Annotated in this window: 17 protein-coding genes; 7 read left to right on the forward strand and 10 right to left on the reverse strand. The window is 58.0% G+C overall.

Annotated elements, in window-relative coordinates; translation table 11 throughout:
* Nucleotides 1–200 precede the first annotated feature (200 nt).
* The gene (gene fdhF / locus ACR6AS_RS16215) at nt 201–3173 is read left to right on the forward strand and encodes a formate dehydrogenase subunit alpha (RefSeq protein ID WP_434163020.1); all 2973 of its coding nucleotides are present in this window, start codon (nt 201–203) and stop codon (nt 3171–3173) included.
* On the forward strand, nt 3173–3658 hold the full coding sequence (locus tag ACR6AS_RS16220) for a helical membrane plugin domain-containing protein (protein ID WP_434163023.1): 486 nt from the start codon (nt 3173–3175) through the stop codon (nt 3656–3658). The genes fdhF and ACR6AS_RS16220 overlap by 1 nt, the downstream gene beginning before the upstream one ends.
* A 16-nt stretch (nt 3659–3674) precedes the next feature.
* Here ACR6AS_RS16220 and ACR6AS_RS16225 read toward each other — a convergent pair whose 3' ends face one another.
* The 5 genes from ACR6AS_RS16225 to ACR6AS_RS16245 form a co-directional block, all read right to left on the reverse strand.
* Nucleotides 3675–4085, reverse strand: coding sequence for a GFA family protein (locus ACR6AS_RS16225; RefSeq protein WP_111138439.1), 411 nt, complete (start codon nt 4083–4085; stop codon nt 3675–3677).
* Nucleotides 4086–4255: 170 nt separating this feature from the next.
* Nucleotides 4256–4897 carry a DUF1109 domain-containing protein gene (locus tag ACR6AS_RS16230; RefSeq protein WP_418798715.1) on the reverse strand — a complete coding sequence of 214 codons (642 nt, stop codon included), beginning with the start codon at nt 4895–4897 and terminating at the stop codon, nt 4256–4258.
* On the reverse strand, nt 4884–5435 hold the full coding sequence (locus ACR6AS_RS16235) for a sigma-70 family RNA polymerase sigma factor (protein ID WP_434163026.1): 552 nt from the start codon (nt 5433–5435) through the stop codon (nt 4884–4886). The genes ACR6AS_RS16230 and ACR6AS_RS16235 overlap by 14 nt, the downstream gene beginning before the upstream one ends.
* Nucleotides 5436–5506: 71 nt before the next feature.
* Complete coding sequence (locus ACR6AS_RS16240) at nt 5507–6748, reverse strand: protein-disulfide reductase DsbD family protein (protein ID WP_434163029.1); 1242 nt, start codon at nt 6746–6748, stop codon at nt 5507–5509.
* Between the two features lie 24 nt (nt 6749–6772).
* A complete protein-coding gene (locus ACR6AS_RS16245) occupies nt 6773–7336 on the reverse strand; it encodes a peroxiredoxin (RefSeq protein ID WP_111138435.1) in 564 nt (187 codons plus the stop codon).
* A 359-nt stretch (nt 7337–7695) separates the two neighbouring features.
* Between ACR6AS_RS16245 and ACR6AS_RS16250 the strand changes: the two genes are divergently transcribed.
* The 3 genes from ACR6AS_RS16250 to ACR6AS_RS16260 all read left to right on the forward strand — a co-directional run bounded on the left by ACR6AS_RS16250 (nt 7696) and on the right by ACR6AS_RS16260 (nt 11206).
* Entirely contained in the window at nt 7696–8904 is a 1209-nt protein-coding gene (locus ACR6AS_RS16250; RefSeq protein ID WP_434163033.1) for an aldose 1-epimerase family protein, read from the forward strand.
* A 135-nt stretch (nt 8905–9039) separates the two neighbouring features.
* The gene (locus ACR6AS_RS16255) at nt 9040–9507 is read left to right on the forward strand and encodes a DUF3237 family protein (RefSeq protein ID WP_418803721.1); all 468 of its coding nucleotides are present in this window, start codon (nt 9040–9042) and stop codon (nt 9505–9507) included.
* A 466-nt stretch (nt 9508–9973) separates the two neighbouring features.
* The gene (locus tag ACR6AS_RS16260) at nt 9974–11206 is read left to right on the forward strand and encodes a methyl-accepting chemotaxis protein (protein ID WP_434163034.1); all 1233 of its coding nucleotides are present in this window, start codon (nt 9974–9976) and stop codon (nt 11204–11206) included.
* 370 nt (nt 11207–11576) lie between these two features.
* On the opposite strand, the gene ACR6AS_RS16265 is transcribed toward ACR6AS_RS16260, so the two are convergent.
* On the reverse strand, nt 11577–12566 hold the full coding sequence (locus tag ACR6AS_RS16265; protein ID WP_418803723.1) for a zinc-binding dehydrogenase: 990 nt from the start codon (nt 12564–12566) through the stop codon (nt 11577–11579).
* A gap of 192 nt (nt 12567–12758) precedes the next feature.
* A complete protein-coding gene (locus tag ACR6AS_RS16270) occupies nt 12759–13595 on the reverse strand; it encodes a type 1 glutamine amidotransferase domain-containing protein (RefSeq protein ID WP_111138429.1) in 837 nt (278 codons plus the stop codon).
* Nucleotides 13596–13726: 131 nt separating this feature from the next.
* Here ACR6AS_RS16270 and ACR6AS_RS16275 point away from each other — a divergent pair, with 131 nt between their 5' ends.
* Complete coding sequence (locus ACR6AS_RS16275) at nt 13727–14653, forward strand: LysR family transcriptional regulator (RefSeq protein WP_418798705.1); 927 nt, start codon at nt 13727–13729, stop codon at nt 14651–14653.
* Nucleotides 14654–14709: 56 nt separating this feature from the next.
* On the opposite strand, the gene ACR6AS_RS16280 is transcribed toward ACR6AS_RS16275, so the two are convergent.
* Nucleotides 14710–15483 (reverse strand): HalD/BesD family halogenase, encoded by a 774-nt coding sequence (locus ACR6AS_RS16280; protein WP_434163038.1) that lies wholly within the window; start codon nt 15481–15483, stop codon nt 14710–14712.
* Between the two features lie 99 nt (nt 15484–15582).
* On the opposite strand from ACR6AS_RS16280, the gene ACR6AS_RS16285 reads away from it, so the two are divergent.
* Nucleotides 15583–16494 (forward strand): LysR substrate-binding domain-containing protein, encoded by a 912-nt coding sequence (locus tag ACR6AS_RS16285; protein WP_434163041.1) that lies wholly within the window; start codon nt 15583–15585, stop codon nt 16492–16494.
* Nucleotides 16495–16558: 64 nt separating this feature from the next.
* On the opposite strand, the gene uca is transcribed toward ACR6AS_RS16285, so the two are convergent.
* Nucleotides 16559–20164, reverse strand: coding sequence for an urea carboxylase (uca, locus tag ACR6AS_RS16290; RefSeq protein ID WP_418798697.1), 3606 nt, complete (start codon nt 20162–20164; stop codon nt 16559–16561).
* A gap of 117 nt (nt 20165–20281) precedes the next feature.
* Nucleotides 20282–20917, reverse strand: coding sequence for an urea amidolyase associated protein UAAP2 (locus ACR6AS_RS16295; protein WP_111138424.1), 636 nt, complete (start codon nt 20915–20917; stop codon nt 20282–20284).
* Nucleotides 20918–20924: the final 7 nt, after the last annotated feature.

Genomic DNA, 20924 nt, shown 5'->3' on the forward strand with positions numbered 1-20924 from the left:
CCGAATAGCCCCCGCCGTGTGCTCCGGCTGGTAAGAAGTCATTACATTTAAAAAAGTCTGATGAATCAGTCATTAAGCGTGCTAAACGTAGCGGCATTGATGGCGGAGTTGTTAATCCTCACTAAGCTTGTGAAGTAACCCCTTAAATAAAGGGACCTTTTCAAGCCGCAAGGTACAGGCGATATCGTCATGAGGCGTATATGAGTGAAAACTACTGCACCATTACATTCAATGGTGAACGGCTGAAGGGGCTGGCGGATCAACCACTGATTGATTTTCTGGATGCGCACGGGAAAAAACTCCCTCACGTCTGTTATCACCCGGCGTTGCCGCCGCTGCAAAGCTGCGATGTCTGTTGGGTGGATGCCGATGGTGAGCGCGTCCGCGGCTGTACACTGCGTACCGAAGAGGGCCTGACGGTTCAGAGTGAAGGCGCTGCGCTTAAGGCAGCCCAGCAGGAGGGAATGGACCGACTGCTTAACCGCCATGAGCTTTACTGCACCGTCTGCGAACATAATACCGGTGAATGTACGCTGCACAATGCGGTGGCGGATATGCATATCCCGATTCAGTATTACCCTCATCAGCCCAAACCGTACAACAAAGACCACTCCAATCCGTTCTATACCTACGATCCCGACCAGTGCATCTTATGCGGGCGCTGCGTTGAGGCGTGTCAGAACGTTGAAGTCAACGAAACCCTGTCGATCGACTACACCCAGGCTCATCCTCGCGTGCTCTGGGATGGCGGAACGGAAATCGCTGGTTCGAGCTGCGTCAGCTGCGGCCACTGCGTGACGGTCTGCCCCTGCAATGCGTTGCTGGAAAAAACCCTGCAACCCGATGCCGGCCCCTTTACCGCGATGGACGAGGGACTTAAGCGTCCCCTTATCGATTTTGTGAAATCGCTGGAAAACAGCATCGGCATGGAGCCGATCACCGGCATTTCGAAGATTGATGTGGCGCTGCGCCAGTCTGAAATCAAACGCACGAAAACAGTATGCACCTACTGTGGCACCGGCTGCAGCTTCGAAATCTGGACCCGTGACCGACACATCCTCAAAATACAGCCGGTCGCTGAAGCACCCGCTAATGGCATCTCTACCTGCGTGAAAGGTAAATTTGGCTGGGATTTTGTTAACAGCCCGGAGCGTCTGACGACCCCTTTAATCCGCGAGAATGGCCGTTTCCGGCCAGCCAGCTGGGATGAAGCATTGCAGCGGGTGGCTGACGGATTGCGCGACGTTGCGCAGCAGCATGGGGGCGATGCGCTTGGTTTTATTGGCTCCAGCAAAGCCAGCAATGAAGAGGCCTATCTGACGCAGAAAATCGCCCGCTTAATCTTTGGCACCAATAACGTCGACAACTCTTCGCGTTATTGTCAGAACCCGGCCACAGAAGGGCTGTTTCGCACCGTCGGCTACGGAGGTGACGCCGGAACGATCAAGGATCTGCAACAGGCGGGACTGATCGTGCTGGTTGGCAGCAATCTGGCCGAAAATCATCCGGTGATCGCGTCACATATTAAGCAAAGTCATAAACATCACGGACAGAAACTGCTGGTCGTCGATCCCCGCTGTCATGAGATGGCGGAGCGCGCTGACTGCTATCTGCGCATTCGACCGGGCACGGACCTGGTATGGGCCTCCGCGATGGCGAAATATATGTTCGATCACGGCTACGCGGATGAGGCTTTCCTGGCGCAGCGGGTCAATAACGTCGAAGCCTATCGCGCCTCGCTCGCTTCTTTCACTCTGGCATGGGCCAGTGAAATGTGTGGACTCAGCGAGTCTGCACTGACTGAGGCGGCAGAGATGATTGGTCAGGCGGGGAGTGTCTGCATACTCTGGGCGATGGGCATTACCCAGCACAGCCACGGCGCTGACACCAGCACGGCGCTGTCGAATCTGTTGCTGGTCACCGGCAACTATGGCCGTCCCGGCACCGGCGGCTATCCGATGCGCGGCCACAATAACGTCCAGGGTGCCAGTGACTTTGGCTGCCTGAGTAATCTCTATCCCGGCTATGAGAAGGTTACTGATGCAGCGGTCCGGGAAAAGTGGGCCCGCGCGTGGGGCGTCTCTCCGGAGGCCCTTTCTGACAAGGTGGGGGCTGACAACTTCAAAATGGTGAAAGAGGCGGGCGAAGGGAAAATTCGCGCCATGTATATCACAGGCGAAGAAACGGCTTTTGCGGATGCTGATTCGGCGTCCGTCCATGACGCCTTCAGCAGGCTGGATTTTATGGTTGTACAGGACATCTTTATGTCGCGCACGGCCGAATTTGCCGATGTGGTGTTACCCGGGGCGCCCAGCGTGGAAAAAGAGGGCACCTTCGTGAACACGGAACGGCGGATCCAGCACTTTTCTCCGGCGATGAAGCCGCTGGGAGACTGCCGGCCCGACTGGCAGATCTTTACCGAACTCGCGGCGCGGCTGGGACACCCGTGGAACTATCCCAATCCGGGCGCGATTATGGCGGAAGCGGCAGCGATTGCCGACATTTTTGCCGGGGTCAGTTATGAGCAACTGGTCGGCTGGCAGTCCCAGCTCTGGCCGGTCAGCGCCGCAGGTGAGAGCACGCCGCGACTCTACACGGAACGGTTCAACTTCCCCGATGGCAAAGCGCGACTCTACCCGCTGAGCTGGCAGCCGCCCGCTGAACAGGAGGATGCCGACTATAATCTGCTGCTGAACAATGGGCGGATGCTGGAACATTTTCAGTCGATGAATCAGACCGGGCAGGGCGGCCGTATCATGTCGCTGTCGCCTAATGCCTTCGTTGAGATCTCACCAGAGCTGGCTGCCTCGCGTGCGCTGAATGAGGGCGAGTGGGTGCGTATCAGTTCGCGACGGGGGTCGGTGGATGTACCGGTTGTCATTACCCATCGTGTGGCTGGCAACGTGCTCTTTATGCCGATTCATCATGGTAAAGATGGCGTTAATGCACTGACCGGTGAACATCACGATCCAGACGTTAATACGCCAGCCTATAAAGAGCTTGCGGTAAATATGGAGCGCATCGATCGCCGGCCACAACCTGATCCTCTGCCGCTGCACAACTTCCGCAACGGCAGCCGGACGTCTTTGCCGCATCTGCCGATTGAGCAGAAATGGCAGCAGGCTGGCTACCGCGAACCGCCTGAACACGTCGAAAAACCGGAGAAATTCTGATGGCAGAACGGATGAAATATCAGGTCACGCCTGCACGTACCGAGCCAACCGCCCGTGAAGCGATGGATGAGTTGATCGAAAATCTCCACCAGCACGGTTTCCTGCGGCTGGCAAACGACCTGGTGAAGTCCAACAGTGAGGTGGGAAAGATTCTGGTTTCCGGGCTTAATCAGCCTGGCACCCAGAATGCTCTTCAGAACCTTTCGCTACTGATGATGATGCTGGGCAGTGTTCCGCCGGAACGCTTCAATCATCTGCTGCTCGCCGTTCGCGATGCGGCGATGGCGGTCAAACCGGTGCGCGATGAAGCCCGGCAGGAAAAAGCCGCGCCGGGCATTCGCGGCATTATACGATTGCTGAATGATGAAGATCTCTGGCGCGGACTGCGCCCGGTCATCGCGGCGCTGAAGGTGTTCTCACAACAGATCGACCGCGACGAGCAGAAACCGATCACCCGTTTCAGCGGCAAAAGCAGCCGGGAATAGATCTGCCTGTTTAGTGTCAGGATTGCGTGGGGGTGTAGACCAGATGACCGGCTACACCGCCCGCACCGCCATCCCTGGGATGATTGATGCCATCGGAGACCGGCACATCGGTGAAATCAAAGGGTGATATCCCTTCCAGACAGGCGACGTTGACCCCGAACTGTTCGGGCTGCGAGCGGCTCTGATGAAAGGTGTAAATACCGCAGGCGGCGCAGAAGTAGTGGCCCACCGCCTTACTGTTGAAACGGTACTCAGTAAGCTGCGCTTCGCCCCGAATCAGCGCCACGCTGGTCGCAAACACCACCACCGCGCCACGCATCCGGCAAAATGAGCAGTTGCAGCGGCGCACCGTATTAAATCCATCCTTCAGCGTCACCCGGAAGGCCACCGCGCGACAGTGGCATTGTCCTGTCATCTCATTGTCCATCGTTATCTCCTGTAATGTGAAAGCTACCGCCATTCAGTCCGGACCAGAGACTGGCCCGGTGTCGGATTCTCTCAGGCATAAAGCAAAGGGCAAACAGCAGGATCCACGGCCTGATGCCGTAATGTGAATCACGACACTCTCTTTTCAGCGTGAACAGCCTCTCTCTGCGGTCAGTCGCCCAGCCGGATCCAGCGACGACCTGCGACGACCGTCAGCACCACAATCGTTATGCCTGCCGCCAGATGCATGGAGAAATCGATAAGATGCAGGTGCGTATCATGGCAGAGCGACAGCAGCATCGATGCGGTAAACGCGCTACCGCAGCCGCTCAGCGCCAGGCTGCGCGCAGGATAAAGTGAGCGGGTACGCTGCAGGGTAAACACCGACATCAGCATCATGGGCAGGCTGGCCGACAGCATAAACAGATAGCAGTGGATCCCTTCACCCAACCGGGCCGCACCCGCAGGCGGGGTTTCTGAAGTCAGGTTGATCAGGTTCAGCGCCAGCCAGATGCCGATCATCAGCAGCGGCCAGCGGAGGCTGACCGGTTTTCTGCCGGCAATACTCAGCGTGAAGGCGGCGGCCAGCGTGCTGCCCGCGATAACGAGCGACAGCAGCAGGGCCGCCAGCGCGACGAGGGCGCCAGGCTGAGACCAGTCAGTGAGCCGGGTATGAAATGCCCAGCTGGTCAGCGCGCCACAGGGCAGGGCGAGCGCGATCCAGCCCGCGACGCGCCAGGCGGTCGGCCAGACGCGGCGGACCGGCTGTGCGGAAGCACTGAGCTGGTTAATTAACTGGTCATGATTTCTCATGCTGCGTCCGTCCGAATTTACGAAGATTAACCATTGCGCGATGCAACAGGGATTTAACCGCAGAGAGCGACTGGTCGGTTTCGGCGGCGGCCTGCGCCAGACTCTGCTCACGCAGATGAACCGATTCGACAATGGTCCGCTGACGCTGCGGCAGGGTCTCCAGATAGCCGGAGAGACGATCCGTGTCGTCGGCGGCGTCCGCAGGCTGGGCGGGCTCAGCGTGCAGCGCCACCTCATCCTGAATTTCCTGACGACGGCCCTGCTGGCGCAGCATATCGATCGTCCGGGCCGAGGCGATGGCGGCAACCCAGGGAAGGATCGGGCGTTCAGGATCGTAAGTGTGGCGCACACGATGAATGGCCAGCAGCGTCTCCTGAATGACATCCTCTGTCAGCGCCTCATCATGGATTTTTTTGCGCACCAGTGCCCGGATGGCCGGAACCATCGCTTTCAGTACCTGGTTGTAGGCAGCCCGGTCGCCCGCCTGCGCGCGGGCCATCAGGGCTGGCCACTGCGCGCGTTGGTCACGCTCTGACATCGGTCACCAGCAGGTCACTCTCCTGTCGCGCTGCCCCGGCAACGCGTCAGCCAGTCCTGTCGTCATCAGTTTCAGGTTTTCTTTCCTTTTTCTGTCGCCTGATCCAGCGCGGAAATCACAATGCCCGGCGTCAGCACCTGCGGCAGCACCACCGGTTTACCGCCATCAGCCGGATAGACCACATAGAGCGGTAACCCGCCACGGCCAAAGTCGCTGAGCGCCTGCTCGACATCGGGATTATATTTGGTGGAATCGGCAACCATGTAAATCGTACTGGTGCGCGCCATCGCGGCTTTCACCGCCTGGGTCGACAGCGATGTCCGATCGTTAACCTGGCAGGTAATACACCAGGACGCGGTAAAGTTCACCAGAATGGGCTTGCCCTGACCTTTGATTGCATTGACGTTCTGCGGCGACCAGGCAACGGCGGCGGCGGCCTCAGAAGCGGTCTCCGTTTCGGCCGGTGCGCTCGCAAAGCGGTTCAGGTTCATCAGCGGCACGATCACCAGCGCCACAAAAAACGCGGTGGCAACATGCAACATCACATGACGCTGACCCATCATACGGCGTTTCTGCGCCATGCCATACAGCCAGGCGGCGAAACTCAGAAGCAAGCAGCAGATCAGGATCGCGGCCAGCGCCGCCGATCCGGCCTGACGCTCCAGCACCCAGATCAGCCAGCCCACCGCACCCAGCATCGGAAACGCCAGCCCCTGCTTCAGCGTGTTCATCCACGCACCGGGTTTAGGCAGGATGCGCGCCAGCAGCGGGAAAAACGAAATCAGGGTGAAGGGCGCTGCAAAACCCAGCGCCAGCGCGATAAAGATTACCAGACTGATTAGGGGAGGCTGGGTCAGTGCATAGCCGACCGCGCTGGCCATAAAAGGGGCGCTGCAGGGCGTGGCGACGATAATCGCCAGTGCGCCGGTCAGGGCGGAGCCGACCAGTCCGCCCTGGTCGCTGCCCATGCCGCCCACGCGCTGTATCGACAGCCCGACTTCAAACAGTCCGAGTAGGTTCAGCGCCGACCCCAGCATCACCAGAATCAGCGCGGCGATAACCAGCGGCGATTGCAGCTGAAATCCCCAGCCGACCGATGCGCCTCCCGCCCTGGCGAGCAGCAGCACGGCGGTCAGGGCCACCATCGTCACCACCACACCCAGCAGAAACGCCACGCCCTCTGCGCGGGCATGACCGGGCGCGTCATGATGGCGGATCAGGCTCAGTGCTTTCAGCGAGATTACCGGAAACACGCAGGGCATAAGGTTCAGAATAATGCCGCCGAGGAAGGCGGCTGCAATCGCAGTCAGCATGATTTACCTGCTCAGATGATGAAGTTAAGCCGGATTGGCCTGACGGTACTGTTTAACGGCATCCATCGCTTTCTGGATGTGCGTATCCGGATTCTTATCGGTGAAGCTCATCAGGATTTTGCCGTCCGGGGCAATCACGTAAGAGGTGCGGTCTGAGACTTTCTGACCTTTCATCTCCATCGTGCTTTTATATTCGGTCGCGACTTTCGCACCCGGATCGGCGGCCACGGTGAATTTGTCACGGCACTCCAGCTGCGAGAACTTCGCAATCTGATCGGTATTGCCTGCGGTCACACCAATCACTGTCGCGCCCAGCTTTTTGAATTCGTCCGTCGCTTCAGCAAAATCATGCGCTTCGAGCGTACAGCCTGCGCTGAAGGCTGCGGGGAAGAAGTAGAGCACTACCGGACCTTTCTGCAGGGCCTGCTGCAGAGAGAAGGTGGTTGATTTACCGGCCAGCGCGGCATCGAGTTTAAAGTCAGGCGCTTTCTGACCGGCTTCTAATGCCGCAAAAGCGGAGGTGGCCGGAACACTCAGTGCCAGCAGCGTCGCGACGGCCAGGGTTTTCAGGGTCTTTTTCATTGGCATTACTCTCTCCATTGACGAACAGACGGAGTTGTCTGCTGCCTCTGTTAACAGGTTCGCTTAGAAATGGAAAAAGTTGCGCTGGTTTTAAAGTTTTTTACGGATTTTTATCAGGAGGTGAGCGTCCGGTTAATCTTTCGTCGGGTTATCAACGCTGAATCGAGTAAAGCTACTGACCTTCCGCGTCTCATAATGCGCCGTTGTTATTCCTGTTTATGCGGAATTTATGTGATTCAGTCCGCATTAATGCCGCTTAAAAATACAAATTTAGTATCAGGTGAGCATGGTCACGTTTCTGAAAGGCATCAGCCAGTAAGTTTCGCTTACAGAATGAAAAAACGATTCAGCTAATGGAGCAAAGGATGAAGATAAAACTGACGTTAACGATGCTGGCGGTTCTGGTTTCCGGCTCAGCGGCTGCAAAAACCTGGGTGCTGACCAGTGCTGAACAGGGCACCGAGCAGGGGAACTGGAAGATCACCAGCAGCGAGCTGAAAGCGCAGGGTAAGCCGTTCAGCATTGAGCAAAAGGTGCTGCATGGCGGCAAGCAGGAGGGCAGTAAAATTCTGACCATCCACAGTCAGGATGGGCTGACCATTACGCTGAGTCCGACGCGCGGCATGAACCTGTTACGTGTTGAAGGCTTTGGTTCCCGCATGGGCTGGGATTCGCCGGTCAAAGAGGTGGTCAATCCTGCCTATATCAATCTTGAGAGCCGTAACGGTCTGGGCTGGCTGGACGGCTTTAACGAAATGATGGTGCGCTGCGGCTATGAGTGGACCGGCCATCCGGTTACTAATGAGGGGCGTATTTACACCCTGCACGGTAAAGCGGGCAACACGCCGGTTTCTCAGCTGGAAGTGGAGGTCGCCGATGCAGCCCCGCACGAGATTCGCATTCGTGGCCTGATCAAAGAGAGCACCTTCAAGAAAACCGATCTTCAGACCATGACCGAACTGCGCTACGTACCGGGCAGCGACAGTTTCAGCCTGCATGACGTGTTAACGAATTATGCCGACTATCCGCACGATTATCAGATCATCTATCACAGCAACTTTGGTCTGCCTATCCTGGAAGAGGGCGCCCGCTTCATCGCGCCGATGTCCGGCATCAGCCCGTTCAATGACTACGCGAAGGCCGGGCTGAAAGAGTGGCAGACCTATAAAGGGCCGACCAGAGATTTCGATGAGATGGTGTTCAACATCAAGCCTCTCTCTGACAGCAATCATCAGAGTGTGGCTGCGGTTGTTAACAAGGCGGGAAACAGTGGCGCTTCGATTCAGTTTGATACCCGCCAGCTGCCCGTGCTGACGCTGTGGAAAAACACCGACACCCTGAAGCAGGGATATGTGACCGGCATCGAGCCGGGCACCAGTTATGCTTATCCGGTGACCGTGGAACGCGAGCAGAAACGCGTGAAGCAGCTGCAGCCGGGCGCCAGCACGCAGTTTGATCTGACATATACCCTGCTGCACAGCCGCGAGCAGGTCAGTGAGGTGGAAAAACGTATCAGCACCATTCAGGGCGAGACAAAGATTGAGGAAAGTGAAACGCCAATAGCAAAAGAGTAAACCACGCACTCATCCCGGTCCTCTTGTACCGGGATTTTTCATTCTGGCTAAAGAGTGAATTAACGCGTGAGGCGCATCATTAGCTATACCGCGCTCTGCGGGTCTCTCTATACTGGCGGGATAACAGGAGGAACTATGTTACCCGCACTCGAATACAGCTTCAGAATTGATATTCACGTCGATAAACCCGTTGTGATCTCCAGCAGCCCTTTAAAGGGGAAGCGCCAGCTTATCCCGATACGCTCCGGCACCGTCTCCGGCGCGCTCAACGGGCAGGTCATGCCGGGGGGTATCGACAGCCAGTTCATTGATCCTGATGGGATTTGCCGCCTCTCGGCCCGCTATGCCTTACAGGTCGGCCAGGGTACAGTTTACGTCGAGAATAATGGCATTCGTCGCGTACCTGACGCATTTAAAGAGAAGCTGTTCGGGGATGACATGCGCTTTTTTGATGAACTGCCGCCTTCACAGATCTATTTCAGAAGCGTCCCGGTATTTGAAACCGATGTGCCTGAGTTGTCATGGCTCACGACATCGGTGTTTATCTGCGCCGCAGAAAGAACCGCGTCCGGCGTGACGCTGGAATTTTACAAAGTAGTCTGATTTTTAACTCACAGTAAACATATTTTCTTTGCTCAGCCCTGACGCCCTGGTCCTCGCCAGGGCCTTATCCGCTTGCTGCCCTCCCTGACCGGCAACGCAATCCCTGCCGGATCCTGCTCCGGTTTCCATTAACTGCGAGCTGAAGATCCGTAACACCCTTTCTGTTACCCCGAATCAGCAGTCGCCCTTAACAGTTAATATCCGTTAAAGTCTTGCCGGTCACTTCCGATAATGCTTAGAAGGTGTGCTTCCATGTGCAGGCCCAGGCCTGGGAGTTTTTCCGGTCTGCGTGGCGATATCGGTGACGCTTAAGGCGTACAAAGGATTTTCTTACATGTAGCCGGCATTGATCTGATGCGGCAATACGTCAACGAAAAATGAAGATACATTACAGTCATCCTCTGAGGTTTGTATGTTCAATGTGAATGAAGTCATCCAGAGAGCGATAAAATCAGACGCCACCGGAATGGTTGATGATGTCAGCGCTATTAAAGGCGCAATGGGATGGGTTGAATTTTCTCCTCAGGGGAAGATTATTAAGGCGAATGATATTTTCCTCGCGATGACAGGCTACACGCTGAGTGAAGTGACGGGGTTGCATCATCGCGCACTCTGTCAGAGCGCCTATACGCAGACGGCAGAATACGCCAGCTTCTGGCAGTCATTGTCTCAGGGCAACGCAATAAACGGCGTTTTTGAACGCTGCCGGAAAGATAAATCCGTTTTTTATATTGGCGGTTCCTATTTCCCGGTAAAAAATAAACATAACGAAGTGGTGCGGGTGATAAAAATCGCCAGTGACATTACGGAAGAACACAAAGCACTTAAAAGCAAAGAGGCGATCATCAGCGCCATTAACGCCTCAATGGCGTTAATTGAGTTTACGACCGACGGTGAAGTGTTAGATGCCAATGATAACTTTCTGAAGTTAATGGGCTATCAGCGCAGTGATATCGTCGGCAAGCATCACCGGATGTTCTGTTTTAATGATTTCTATACGAAGAACCCCGATTTCTGGGCGAAAATCCGCAGCGGTCACTCTTTCAGCGGGCGATTCGAAAGGAAAAACGCCGCAGGGGAACGTGTCTGGCTGGAAGCGAATTACACGCCGGTGCTTAACGCGTATGGCACGATTGATAAGGTGATTAAAATCGCCTCTGACATTACGGTCAGAGTCGAAAATTCGCGCAGAATCGCCGATATTGCGGTGACGACCTCTGAAGAGACCTCGCAGATTTCACACAACGCCAAAGACGTGTTAACGGAAACCGTTAAAAACTCGATGCTGGTTTCAGACAAGGTAGAAGCGGCTGTTACGGTGAGTAAAAAGCTCTACGAATCGGCGGCGAACATCAGCGAGATAATCTCGACAATCAGCAGCATAACGTCACAGACCAATATCCTGGCGCTGAATGCGGCGATTGAGGCAGCACGGGCAGGCGAAGCGGGCAGAGGATTTGCAGTTGTGGCTGGCGAAGTCAGGCGGCTGGCCGCGTCCACGTCATCATCCACCCAGAAAATCACCGCGGTAATCGAAGAGAATAACCGGCTTATCAGCGACATGTACCATCAGCTCGATGAGATAAAGAGCATCATCACCCGCGAAAATGACAAAATTACCGAGCTGGGCCGGAGCTTCCAGGAGATTAACAGCGGCGTCAATGAGTTTTCGACCGTTATCCATCAGCTGAATGCTTAGTTGGCGGCTTTTCAGAGCGCCTGGTGCGGAATCCTGAGCGGGTCAGGCGAGGCGCTTTTTTCTGGCTAAGAGATCTGGCAGGTTTGCCTGACTTTTTTCACCGGGCTGAATTGTTGAAGTGTCTGCTCAGGCTGGCCAGACGTTGTGTTGTCCGGTGATTGAAAGGCAGCATTTGTGCAGCTTTAAATCCGGAAGGGAGTGGAGTGGCAAACGTAACAGAGATCGGGCGCTTTAATTTAACATAAGATAGATTGTGCGCATTCATAGTCGAGGCTCTCAGTGACACCCTCCGTTATGAATCCATGACTTTTCCGCGCCCGCCGCCATGACGGGCGCGGAACGTTAACTGAACTACACGCGCGTCAGCCCCTTACTGCGGTGCAATCAGCGCCACATATTTGGTGCCATCGTTGTTGCGCTTGAGTTTCTCCAGCGCCGCCGGAATGTCATCAAAGGTCACCGTTTCTGGCGCTGCGAGCTGTAACTCACCATTGCCGACCTGCTTCAGCAGCGTTTCACCGGCCAGACGGAGCTGACTCAAATCCTGCGCTGTTCCGTAGGCATGAATGGATGCGAGTGCGATCTCATGTAACGAAATACTGGTGGTGAACGCCGGCAGCGGCGCGGTTTCGATTCTGTCCTGAACACAGACGAGATGACCATAGTAACCCAGTATTCCGGCGAGGGAGATCGCGCTCTGCTGGTTTACCGTATCAAACACCGCGTGCACTGCTTTTTCGCCCAGCATACGACGGAAATCCTCTTTCCAGCCTGACGCTTTGTAGTCAAAAGCCTGAATCACGCCCCGTGCAGAGAGTTTTTTATGATGACGCTCGCTGGCGGTGACATAAACATGGGCGGCGTGGTTAATCAGAAGCTGCGTAATCAGATTCCCCACATAGCCCCCTGCACCGTTTACCAGTACGGTCTGCCCGGCAATATCGGGCAGTTTTTTAATGGCCTGCCAGGCAGTCAGCCCTGGACAGGGAAGCGAGGCGGCGGTGGCATCGCTGATGTTATCCGGCACGGCAATGACGGCATTCGCCTTAACCAGGGTATGGCGTGCAAAACTGCCGTGATGGCGAAGATCGGTATGGTACATCACCCGGCTGCCCTTACGGAGATGCGCAACATTCTTACCGGTCGCGACAATAATCCCCATCCCATCGACACCCGGGATCTGGCCCGCCTGCCAGGCAGGAGACAGCCCTTCCATCAGTTTCCAGTCGACGGGATTAAGGCCGACGGCACGATTTTCGACTAACACGTCATCGTCACCCGGTGATAATGATTTTTCTTCTTTGCTCAGCTGAAGGGGCGATGGATTGCGATGCCAGGTCCACGCGTCTGTCTTATACATTTATGTTTCCTTTGATTCTGGTCAGAGAAAGAGAGAGGTTTTGGTAAGCAGGCGGCCAGGCCCCCGGTGACAGAGGACGGAGCCGCCCTGCTGACCATTCCGGCGGCAACGCCTCTTCGCGTTGCCGCCGGCGGTCTCTGATACTGTTTATAGCCCATCCCGGTTACCGTGCGGAGACAACCGAAAACCCCTTTATCGTGCTGCAAGCGCCTTCAGCAATGCTGAGGCGAGCAGATGGTCTGAGAACGGGTTCTGCCCGGTGATCAGTTCACGATCCACCACCACATGCGGCTGCCAGGCGGCAGCAAAGTTCATGTTTCCGCCCGCCTGCCTCATCGCTCTGGCCGGGTAATAGCGAAGCTTTTCGCCTTTTAAAGAGGCCTCGAAGATTTTCTCTTCCTCGTCGGCAAAGATGGTCATCTTATAGCCGCGGTAGATCCAGTGATCTGCGCTGACGTCTCTGTCTGCCACTAACCCCTGCTCATAGCCCTGCGGATCATCCTGAGCGGCAAGGAGAGTGATCGGGCCGTGACAGATGGCTGCGGTCGGCTTCCCTTTCCGATGGAAATCACGAAGCAGTCTGCCGACCTCCGGATTATTCGACAGGTCAATCAGCGGCGCATGACCGCCGGGAATAAAGAGCGCGTCATAGTTATCCAGTCCGGCAGCCAGAACAGTTTTCAGCGATTTCACCTGAGCGGCCTGCGTCAGCGCACTGACCACGCCCTCAATCCGGTGCATCTCGTTTACATCGCCGCCAAAGTACAGCGCATCGCGTGAACGCTTGTCGGCACGCGGCTGAGTGCCCTCCGGGGTGACGACCGTTAAATGATAGCCTGCCCGGATCAGCGCATCGGCAGGCACGCCAAATTCATTCAGATAATAGCCGGAGGGGAACGTCTTATTATTCTGCAGCGGTAATTCTGTTTTACCTGAGAGCAAAACCAGTACTTCGCCCTTGCTGGCCGCAAAGGCGGTTGCACTGGTCACCAGTAGCATAAGCGCCAGCGTTTTGAAAATCTTTTGCATTTTATCCTTTCATTCCGGGTCTGCGATATATGGGGTGATCCGGTAAGGGTCACCGTTGAAGTCACTCTATTGAATCGGTTAAAGATGATAAAGTGCCCTTCAGGCAATTGACTTGTTACACAGGTGAACAAATGAGAAGCTTCGATCCCGTTCAGCTGGGCAGTATCGAACTCTTCTGCAGAGCGGCCGAGCTGCACAGTTTTACCGCTGCCGCAGAGCTGCTGGGCCTGACGCCCGCGTCGGTCAGTCGATCGATCAGCCGTCTCGAAGCCCGGTTAGGCGTGCGGCTTTTTGCCAGAACGACAAGAAACATCAGGCTGACAAATGAAGGTGAGATCTACTACAGGCAGTGTCAGCAGGCGCTGGAACAGATTGCAGAAGCCGAACGGGTCATTACCGGCACGCAGAAGATCCCCAGCGGGCGACTGCGGGTCAGCGTCGGCACGCCTTACGCGCATCATCGTCTCCTTCCCCTGCTCCCGCGCTTTCAGGCAGAGCATCCGCAGATCGAACTCGATATCAGTATTGCCAACCGGGTCATCGATTTCGTGGACGAAGGGTTCGATCTCGCTATCCGTCTGGGGACACCAAAGGATTCCAGCCTGATTGCGCACAAACTGGAGGACGCGACGCTGGGGATTTTTGCCTCGCCGGATTATCTGCGTCGCCGGGGCCAACCCGTCACGCTCGACGATCTGGATCAGCATGACTGCATCAGGTTTATTCTGCCCAGCTCGGGCAAACCGATGCCGTGGGAATTCCGCGATGAAAACGGGCAGCCTGTCGATATTAACGTCAGAAGTCCCTACAGCGTCTCTGACGATGTTCTGGGCGCGGTCAGCTGGGCGGTGGCGGGAGGCGGGCTGTTCCAGTTTTATCACTTCATCGCCGAATCTGCCCTCTATAGAAACGCCCTGACCGAAGTCCTGCAGAACTATAGCGGGCGCTCGCGGCAGTTCTCAATACTCTACCCGCAGAACCGGCATCTCTCCGCCAGGGTCCGGGCCTTTGTCGATTTCCTCCGACGCGCAATCCCCGGCGCGCCGCCACGGGAGTAACACGTGCGCGCTGACCGCGGTCAGCGGCGCATCAGCCCGGCGAACGTGCGGCGGGCTCAGAGTCTGCCGTAGAAGGTCATCCGTGCGGTTTCCGACAGCGCGATACCGGGCTGTGTGTTGTAAGCCAGCACGGCCAGCATTCGCGTCACCTCGCCCTCTGTCGGCGTGACGCGATGCAGGGCGTTACGGCCCCGAAACAGCACCAGATCGCCGGCATCGATCGCCAGCGAATTCACCGCCTGCCGCGCATCCAGCACCGCCTCGACACCTGAGAAGTTCATCCCGCCCGCATCGGCGTCGCGCAGATCGTTGACATACTGAAACACCCCGCCTGCCAGCGGCTTCTGTACCAGTAAGGTGATAGCGAACGAGGAGTTGTCAAAGTGCCAGCCCAGCTCCTGGCCGTCAGAGGCATAGTGCAGATTAATTGACGAGAGCGGATCGGCGTAGGGATAGAGCGTTTCCTCACCCAGCACGTCGCACAGGAAGCGTTTGAACAGCGCATCATTGTAAAGCTGGCGCAGCGGTGAGCTGGCCGCAATCACATCATCGGTGATGCAGCCTTTGGTGCTGACCACCTCCCGGTTTCGCGGATGTGCGTCGCTGAACGCCGCATCCGGCTTCATCAGATACACGTTATGTCTGCTGCGGGTGTGATAAGCCAGATGACGCTGAGCGTTGCCCTCTTCGATAATCACCGCCAGCGCCTGAGGCTGTAAAAACTGACGCAGAACCAGTGCGCCAGAGTGGTTTAACGCTTCACGACAGCGTTGACGCCAGCCATCATCGGCCAGCGGATGGATATCGAGACGAACCAGGGCATCACTCATAGCATCATTTCTCATCAGCAGCAGGTGTAGTGTTACTCTATCTTTCATCCGCGAAGCTATGTAACGATAAAAACTTAATGCCCTCATAAGGAAGCGTTAATGCCAGCCAGAATAGCCAGGTTGCCAAAAATCAGCGTGATACACGCCTTCAAAGTCGCGGCCGAACTGGGCAGCCTGGCAAAAGCGGCTGCCCAGCTGGCCCTGACCCCGGCGGCGGTCAGCCAGCAGATCCGCCAGCTGGAGGAGCAACTTGGCAGTGCTCTGTTTCTGCGCACACAGAGTGGTGTGGTGCTGACCGAGACCGGAAAAGAGTATCTGCGCTACGTCACCGAAGCCTTTGATATTCTGCATCTTGGCCAGCAGAATATTCGCGATGCGGTTCGTGCGCCGAAACTGACAATCTATGCCCTGCCGTCGCTGGCGTCAGACTGGATTATGCCCCGGCTGGCGAGCTGGCGCGAACGGTGTCCGGATGTCGATCTGGCGCTGCACGGTACGCACGCGCAGGTCGATTTTCAGGCGATGCCTGCGGATTTTGTCCTCTGTTTTGGCGAAGACCGCTATCCGCAGCTTGAAAAACAGTGGCTGTTCCATGATGAGGTGCTGCCGGTCGCCAGCCCTGCGCTGCTGCAACGCTTTACGGCGACAGAGATCTTCAGCCGTGCGCCGCTGATCCATCTGGACTGGGGACAGGAGGGGCGTTTTCTGCCGGACTGGCGCAGCTGGTTTCAGGCCAGAGGCATGGACGAGCCGCTGCCCCAGCCGGGGTACAGCTTTAACCTCACCTCGCTGGCGATTGACGCCGCCGTCGCAGGGGCCGGGCTGCTGCTCGGACAGCGCCGCCTGACCGCGCCGCAGCTGGCGCGCGGCGAACTTGTGGTGGCAGACGCACTCAGCCTGCCGTTAAGTAAGCCCTATTACCTCGCCTGGCCGCCACGCACGCGGGAGTTGCCAGGCAGTGCGGCGATGATCGACTGGCTTGTCGGCCTGGCCGGAGAAGGGGTATCGTGACAATCTGCGCCCGCCCTGATTGATTGACGGACGCAGGATCAGAGCGTGACCCTGTCACGCTACGTTACGCGTTATCCTCAACGATCACGGCCACCCTTTGCCCTGCCCGCACCGCGCCGCCCGGCTGAACGCTCACCTGCTGAACGATGCCGTTACACGGCGCAATGAGCGGGATCTCCATCTTCATCGATTCCAGCACCACCAGGGTGTCACCCGCACGCACCCGGCTGCCTGCCGTTGCCTGCACCTGCCAGAGGTTGCCGGAGATCGGGCTTTCGATCCCCTGCTCGCCCGGCTGCAACGGCATCTCACCGCCTTCTTCAGCGACCGCTTCCTGACTGTCGAAATGGGCCTGTCCGCTGGCAATCCAGCGGTCGCGCTCCGCGTTAAACGCGCTCTGCTGATGCTGGCGGAAGGCATCAATACTCTCTGCTTCACGGGCGAGGAAAGCCTGATATTCCGCCAGCCGCAGCGTGCAGTGTTCGATACGCAGCGGATAGCGGCCGAGCGGAAAATCGCGGCGGATCTGCAGCAGCTCACTGGCCGAAACCGGATAAAACCGGATCTGGTCGAAAAAGCGCAGCAGCCAGGGTTTGCTATCGAAGTCAGCGACCTGATGATAGCGGTTCCACATCTGCAGCGTCCGTCCCACAAACTGATAGCCACCCGGCCCCTCCATGCCATACACGCACAGATAGGCGCCGCCGATGCCCACCGAGTTCTCCGCCGTCCAGGTCCTGGCCGGATTATATTTGGTGGTAACCAGCCGATGACGGGGGTCCAGCGGCGTGGCAACGGGCGCGCCCAGATAGACATCACCCAGCCCCATTACCAGATAGCTGGCATCAAAAACGGTGTTCCAGACCGCCTGTTTATCCGGCAGATCGTTGATACGACGGATAAATTCCAGATTATCCGGGCACCAGGGCGCGTCCCGGCGCACGGTAGTCATATATTTCTCCACCGCCTGCTGACAGGCTGGATCATCCCAGGAGAGCGGCAGATGCACGACGCGCGAGGGAACCTGAAGATCATCACTCAGACAGACCGTCTCCCACTCTCCGCGCACCCAGGTCAGCAGCCTTTCTGGTGCCAGGGTCTCCGGCCGGAAGTGGATCTGCAGCGAGCGGATGCCGGGTGTGATATCGATAATGCCGTCACGGGATTGCGCCTCCAGCGCCTGCATCAGCGCATGAATTCGGAAACGCAGCACCAGATCCAGCTCCGGCTCACCTGCCTCCAGCAACAGATGGGTGTCACCGGAAAGACGGGCGACCAGACGTTTGTCCGCTTCGCCACAGCTCATCACCACCGGTGACGTCAGCGGCGCAGGCTGCCAGTGAATCTCCTGCGGCTGCAGCGTGGTCAGTTCGCGGTGACGGGCAACGGCCAGCTGACGGGCGACGGGAATCTCCACCGCCACAAACTGCACTTTATCGCCCGCTTTGAGCTGGCCCATCTGCCACAGATCCGCCTCAATGACCGTCACCGGACAGACGAACCCGCCGAGGCTCGGCCCGTCCGGGCCCAGGATCACCGGCATGTCACCAGTGAAATCGACCGCGCCGATGGCGTAGGGGTTGTCATGAATGTTCGAGGGGTGCAGGCCAGCCTCCCCGCCGCTGTCGCGGGTCCAGATCGGCTTGGGGCCAATCAGACGTACACCGGTGCGGCTGGAGTTGAAGTGAACCTCCCATTCCGTGGCGAAGAAGGTCTCGATATAGTCTGGCGCAAAGAACTCTGGCGCACCGTGCGGGCCATAGATCACGCGCAGCGTCCGCAGTGCGCCAGGACGGGTGCGCAGCGCAGGAGGCAGTTCTGCCCCGGTCGCGCGCGTGGCGCGGGGGGCCAGATGCAGTACATCACCACTGCGCAGCGCCCGTCCGGCGTGCCCGCCAAACTGACCGAGCGTGAAGGTACTTTTGCTGCCCAGATAGTCCGGCACCTGAATACCGCCGCTCAGGCAGAGGTAGCTTCGCACGCCCGCGCCGGTGATCGCGCCCAGCTTCAGGGTCGCCCCGGCCGGGATGGTGAAAACGGTGTCCATCGGCTGTGCGATCCCGTCCAGCGTGACGCTGAGCGGCGCACCGCAGATTACCGCCTCGACCGCTGTGTTAAATTTCAGGGCAGGCCCGTTAAGGGTGATTTCCAGCGCCGCATCCCCTTCACCATTGCCCAGCAGGCGGTTGCCCGCCCGCAGGGCGCGATCGTCCATCGGGCCTGACGGCGGCACACCGACCGCCCAGTAACCCAGACGGCCCGGATAGTCCTGAACGCTGGTCTGCGTGCCCGCACTGATGACCTCAAAGGTCGCCGCCTGATAGCGGAGCTGCTCCAGGCAGCGCGTCCAGGGCTCGCCGGAGGTAAAGGGTTCAAAAGCCAGGATCTGCTGCAGATAGCGGCGGTTGGTTTCGACGCCATAGAGACGGATTTCCGCCAGTGCCTCTGTCAGGGTGGCAATAGCCTCTACGCGGGAGGGCCGCCAGGCGATCGCTTTTGCCAGCATCGGGTCGAAGAAGGGCGGCACCTCACACCCCGCTTCCACCCAGCGGTCGATACGCAGCGTCTTATCCCCGCTCTCCGGGAAGAAAACGTCGGTCAGCAGCCCCGGCGACGGCTGGAACTGCCGCCCCGGATCTTCCGCATAGAGGCGCGCCTGCACCGCATGGCCCTGCGGCGTCAGCGTGGCGGCCAGCGTGCGGAGCGGAGGGAGATCGCCTGCGGCCAGCGCAATCATCCACTGCACCAGGTCCACGCCCCACACCTGCTCTGTGACGCCATGTTCAACCTGCAGCCGGGTGTTGACCTCCAGAAAATAGAACTGCTGCGCGGCACTGTCATAGACAAACTCGACGGTCCCGGCGCTGCGGTAGTTCACTGCTTTGCCCAGCGCGATGGCGGCCTGGCAGAGCGCCTCCGCCATACCGGCTGGCAGGTTCGGCGCCGGGGTCTCTTCGATGACTTTCTGGTTCCGCCGCTGCACCGAGCAGTCACGCACCCCCAGCGCGATCACCTCCCCCGCGCCGTCACCGAAGATCTGCACTTCCAGATGGCGGGCGCGCTCAATATATTTTTCCAGGAATACCCCGGCGTCGCTGAAGTTGTTCTGGCCCAGACGGCGCACCGTTTCAAACGCCTCGGCCAGCGCCCGGGCATCACGACAGACGCGCATCCCGATGCCGCCGCCGCCCGCGGTACTTTTCAGCATGACCGGATAGCCGACCTCTTCTGCTGCGCGACAGGCCTCGTCGATGTCCGCCAGCAGTTCGCTGCCTTCCAGCAGCGGCACTCCCTGGGCTTTCGCCAGCGCACGGGCGGTATGTTTCAGGCCGAAGGTTCGCAGCTGCGACGGCGTGGGGCCGACAAAAACCAGCCCCGCCGCCTCGCACGCTTCCGCAAAGGCCGCATTCTCTGACAGAAAGCCGTAGCCGGGATGGATGGCCGTTGCCCCGCTTTGCCGGGCGGCAGCGATGATTTTTTCGCTCACCAGATAGGTGTCCGTTGCGGGTCCGTCGCCAAGGCTGATCGCCCTGTCCGCTTCACGCACGTGTAAGCTGCTCAGATCGGCCTCGGCGTAAACGGCCACGCCTTTTACCTGCATAGTACGCAGCGTGCGCAGAATGCGGCAGGCGATCGCGCCGCGGTTAGCAATCAGTAAGGTATCAAACATAAGCGAACTCTCAGGGAGGCGGGTCGTCCCGCCACAATCGATATTCCCTGGGGTCGTCCCCGGGGCTGACCGGCGCGCAGGAAACGCGCGGGCGGCATGTTCAGCGGATGGCGCGGCTCAGTTCCAGACCAGCACTTCGGCGGGCGTCGGGTTCCAGCCGTTACAGGGGTTATTCAGCTGCGGACAGTTGGAGATCAGCACCATCACGTTGCACTCCGCCACCAGCTCCACATATTTGCCGGGCGCGGACAGGCCATCGGCAAAGGTCAGCCCCCCTTCGGGCGTGACCGGCACATTCATGAAGAAATTGATATTGGCGCCGATATCGCGCTTGTGCAGGCGACCATCGTGCAGACAGGCGCAGAGAAAGTTATCGCGGCAGCTGTGCATGTAGCGTTTATCCTGGGCGTAGCGCACCGTGTTGCTCTCCTGCGAGCAGGCGCCGCCCAGGGTGTCGTGACGACCGCAGGTGTCGGCGACGATAGTCAGCAGCGGATTTCCCAGGTTTGAAAAGAGCACGCTGCCGGTGGTCAGATAGACATTGCCCTGACGGCGCAGCGTACGCTGCGGATCGTATCGCTCCCGTGGGTTGTCGGCGTTATAAAACAGGGTATCGATCGCCTGATTGCCTTCGAGGTCGAGCAGGCGCAGCGTCTGGCCTTTTCTGACTTCAAACAGCCACGGCTCGCCCGCCGGGATCTGATGGCGATAGCACGCCTCTTCGGGAGAACGTTCAGAGTGAATGAGGGTCATGGCAGCC

This window comes from Pantoea phosphatilytica (assembly GCF_051025615.1).
Classification (GTDB): domain Bacteria; phylum Pseudomonadota; class Gammaproteobacteria; order Enterobacterales; family Enterobacteriaceae; genus Pantoea.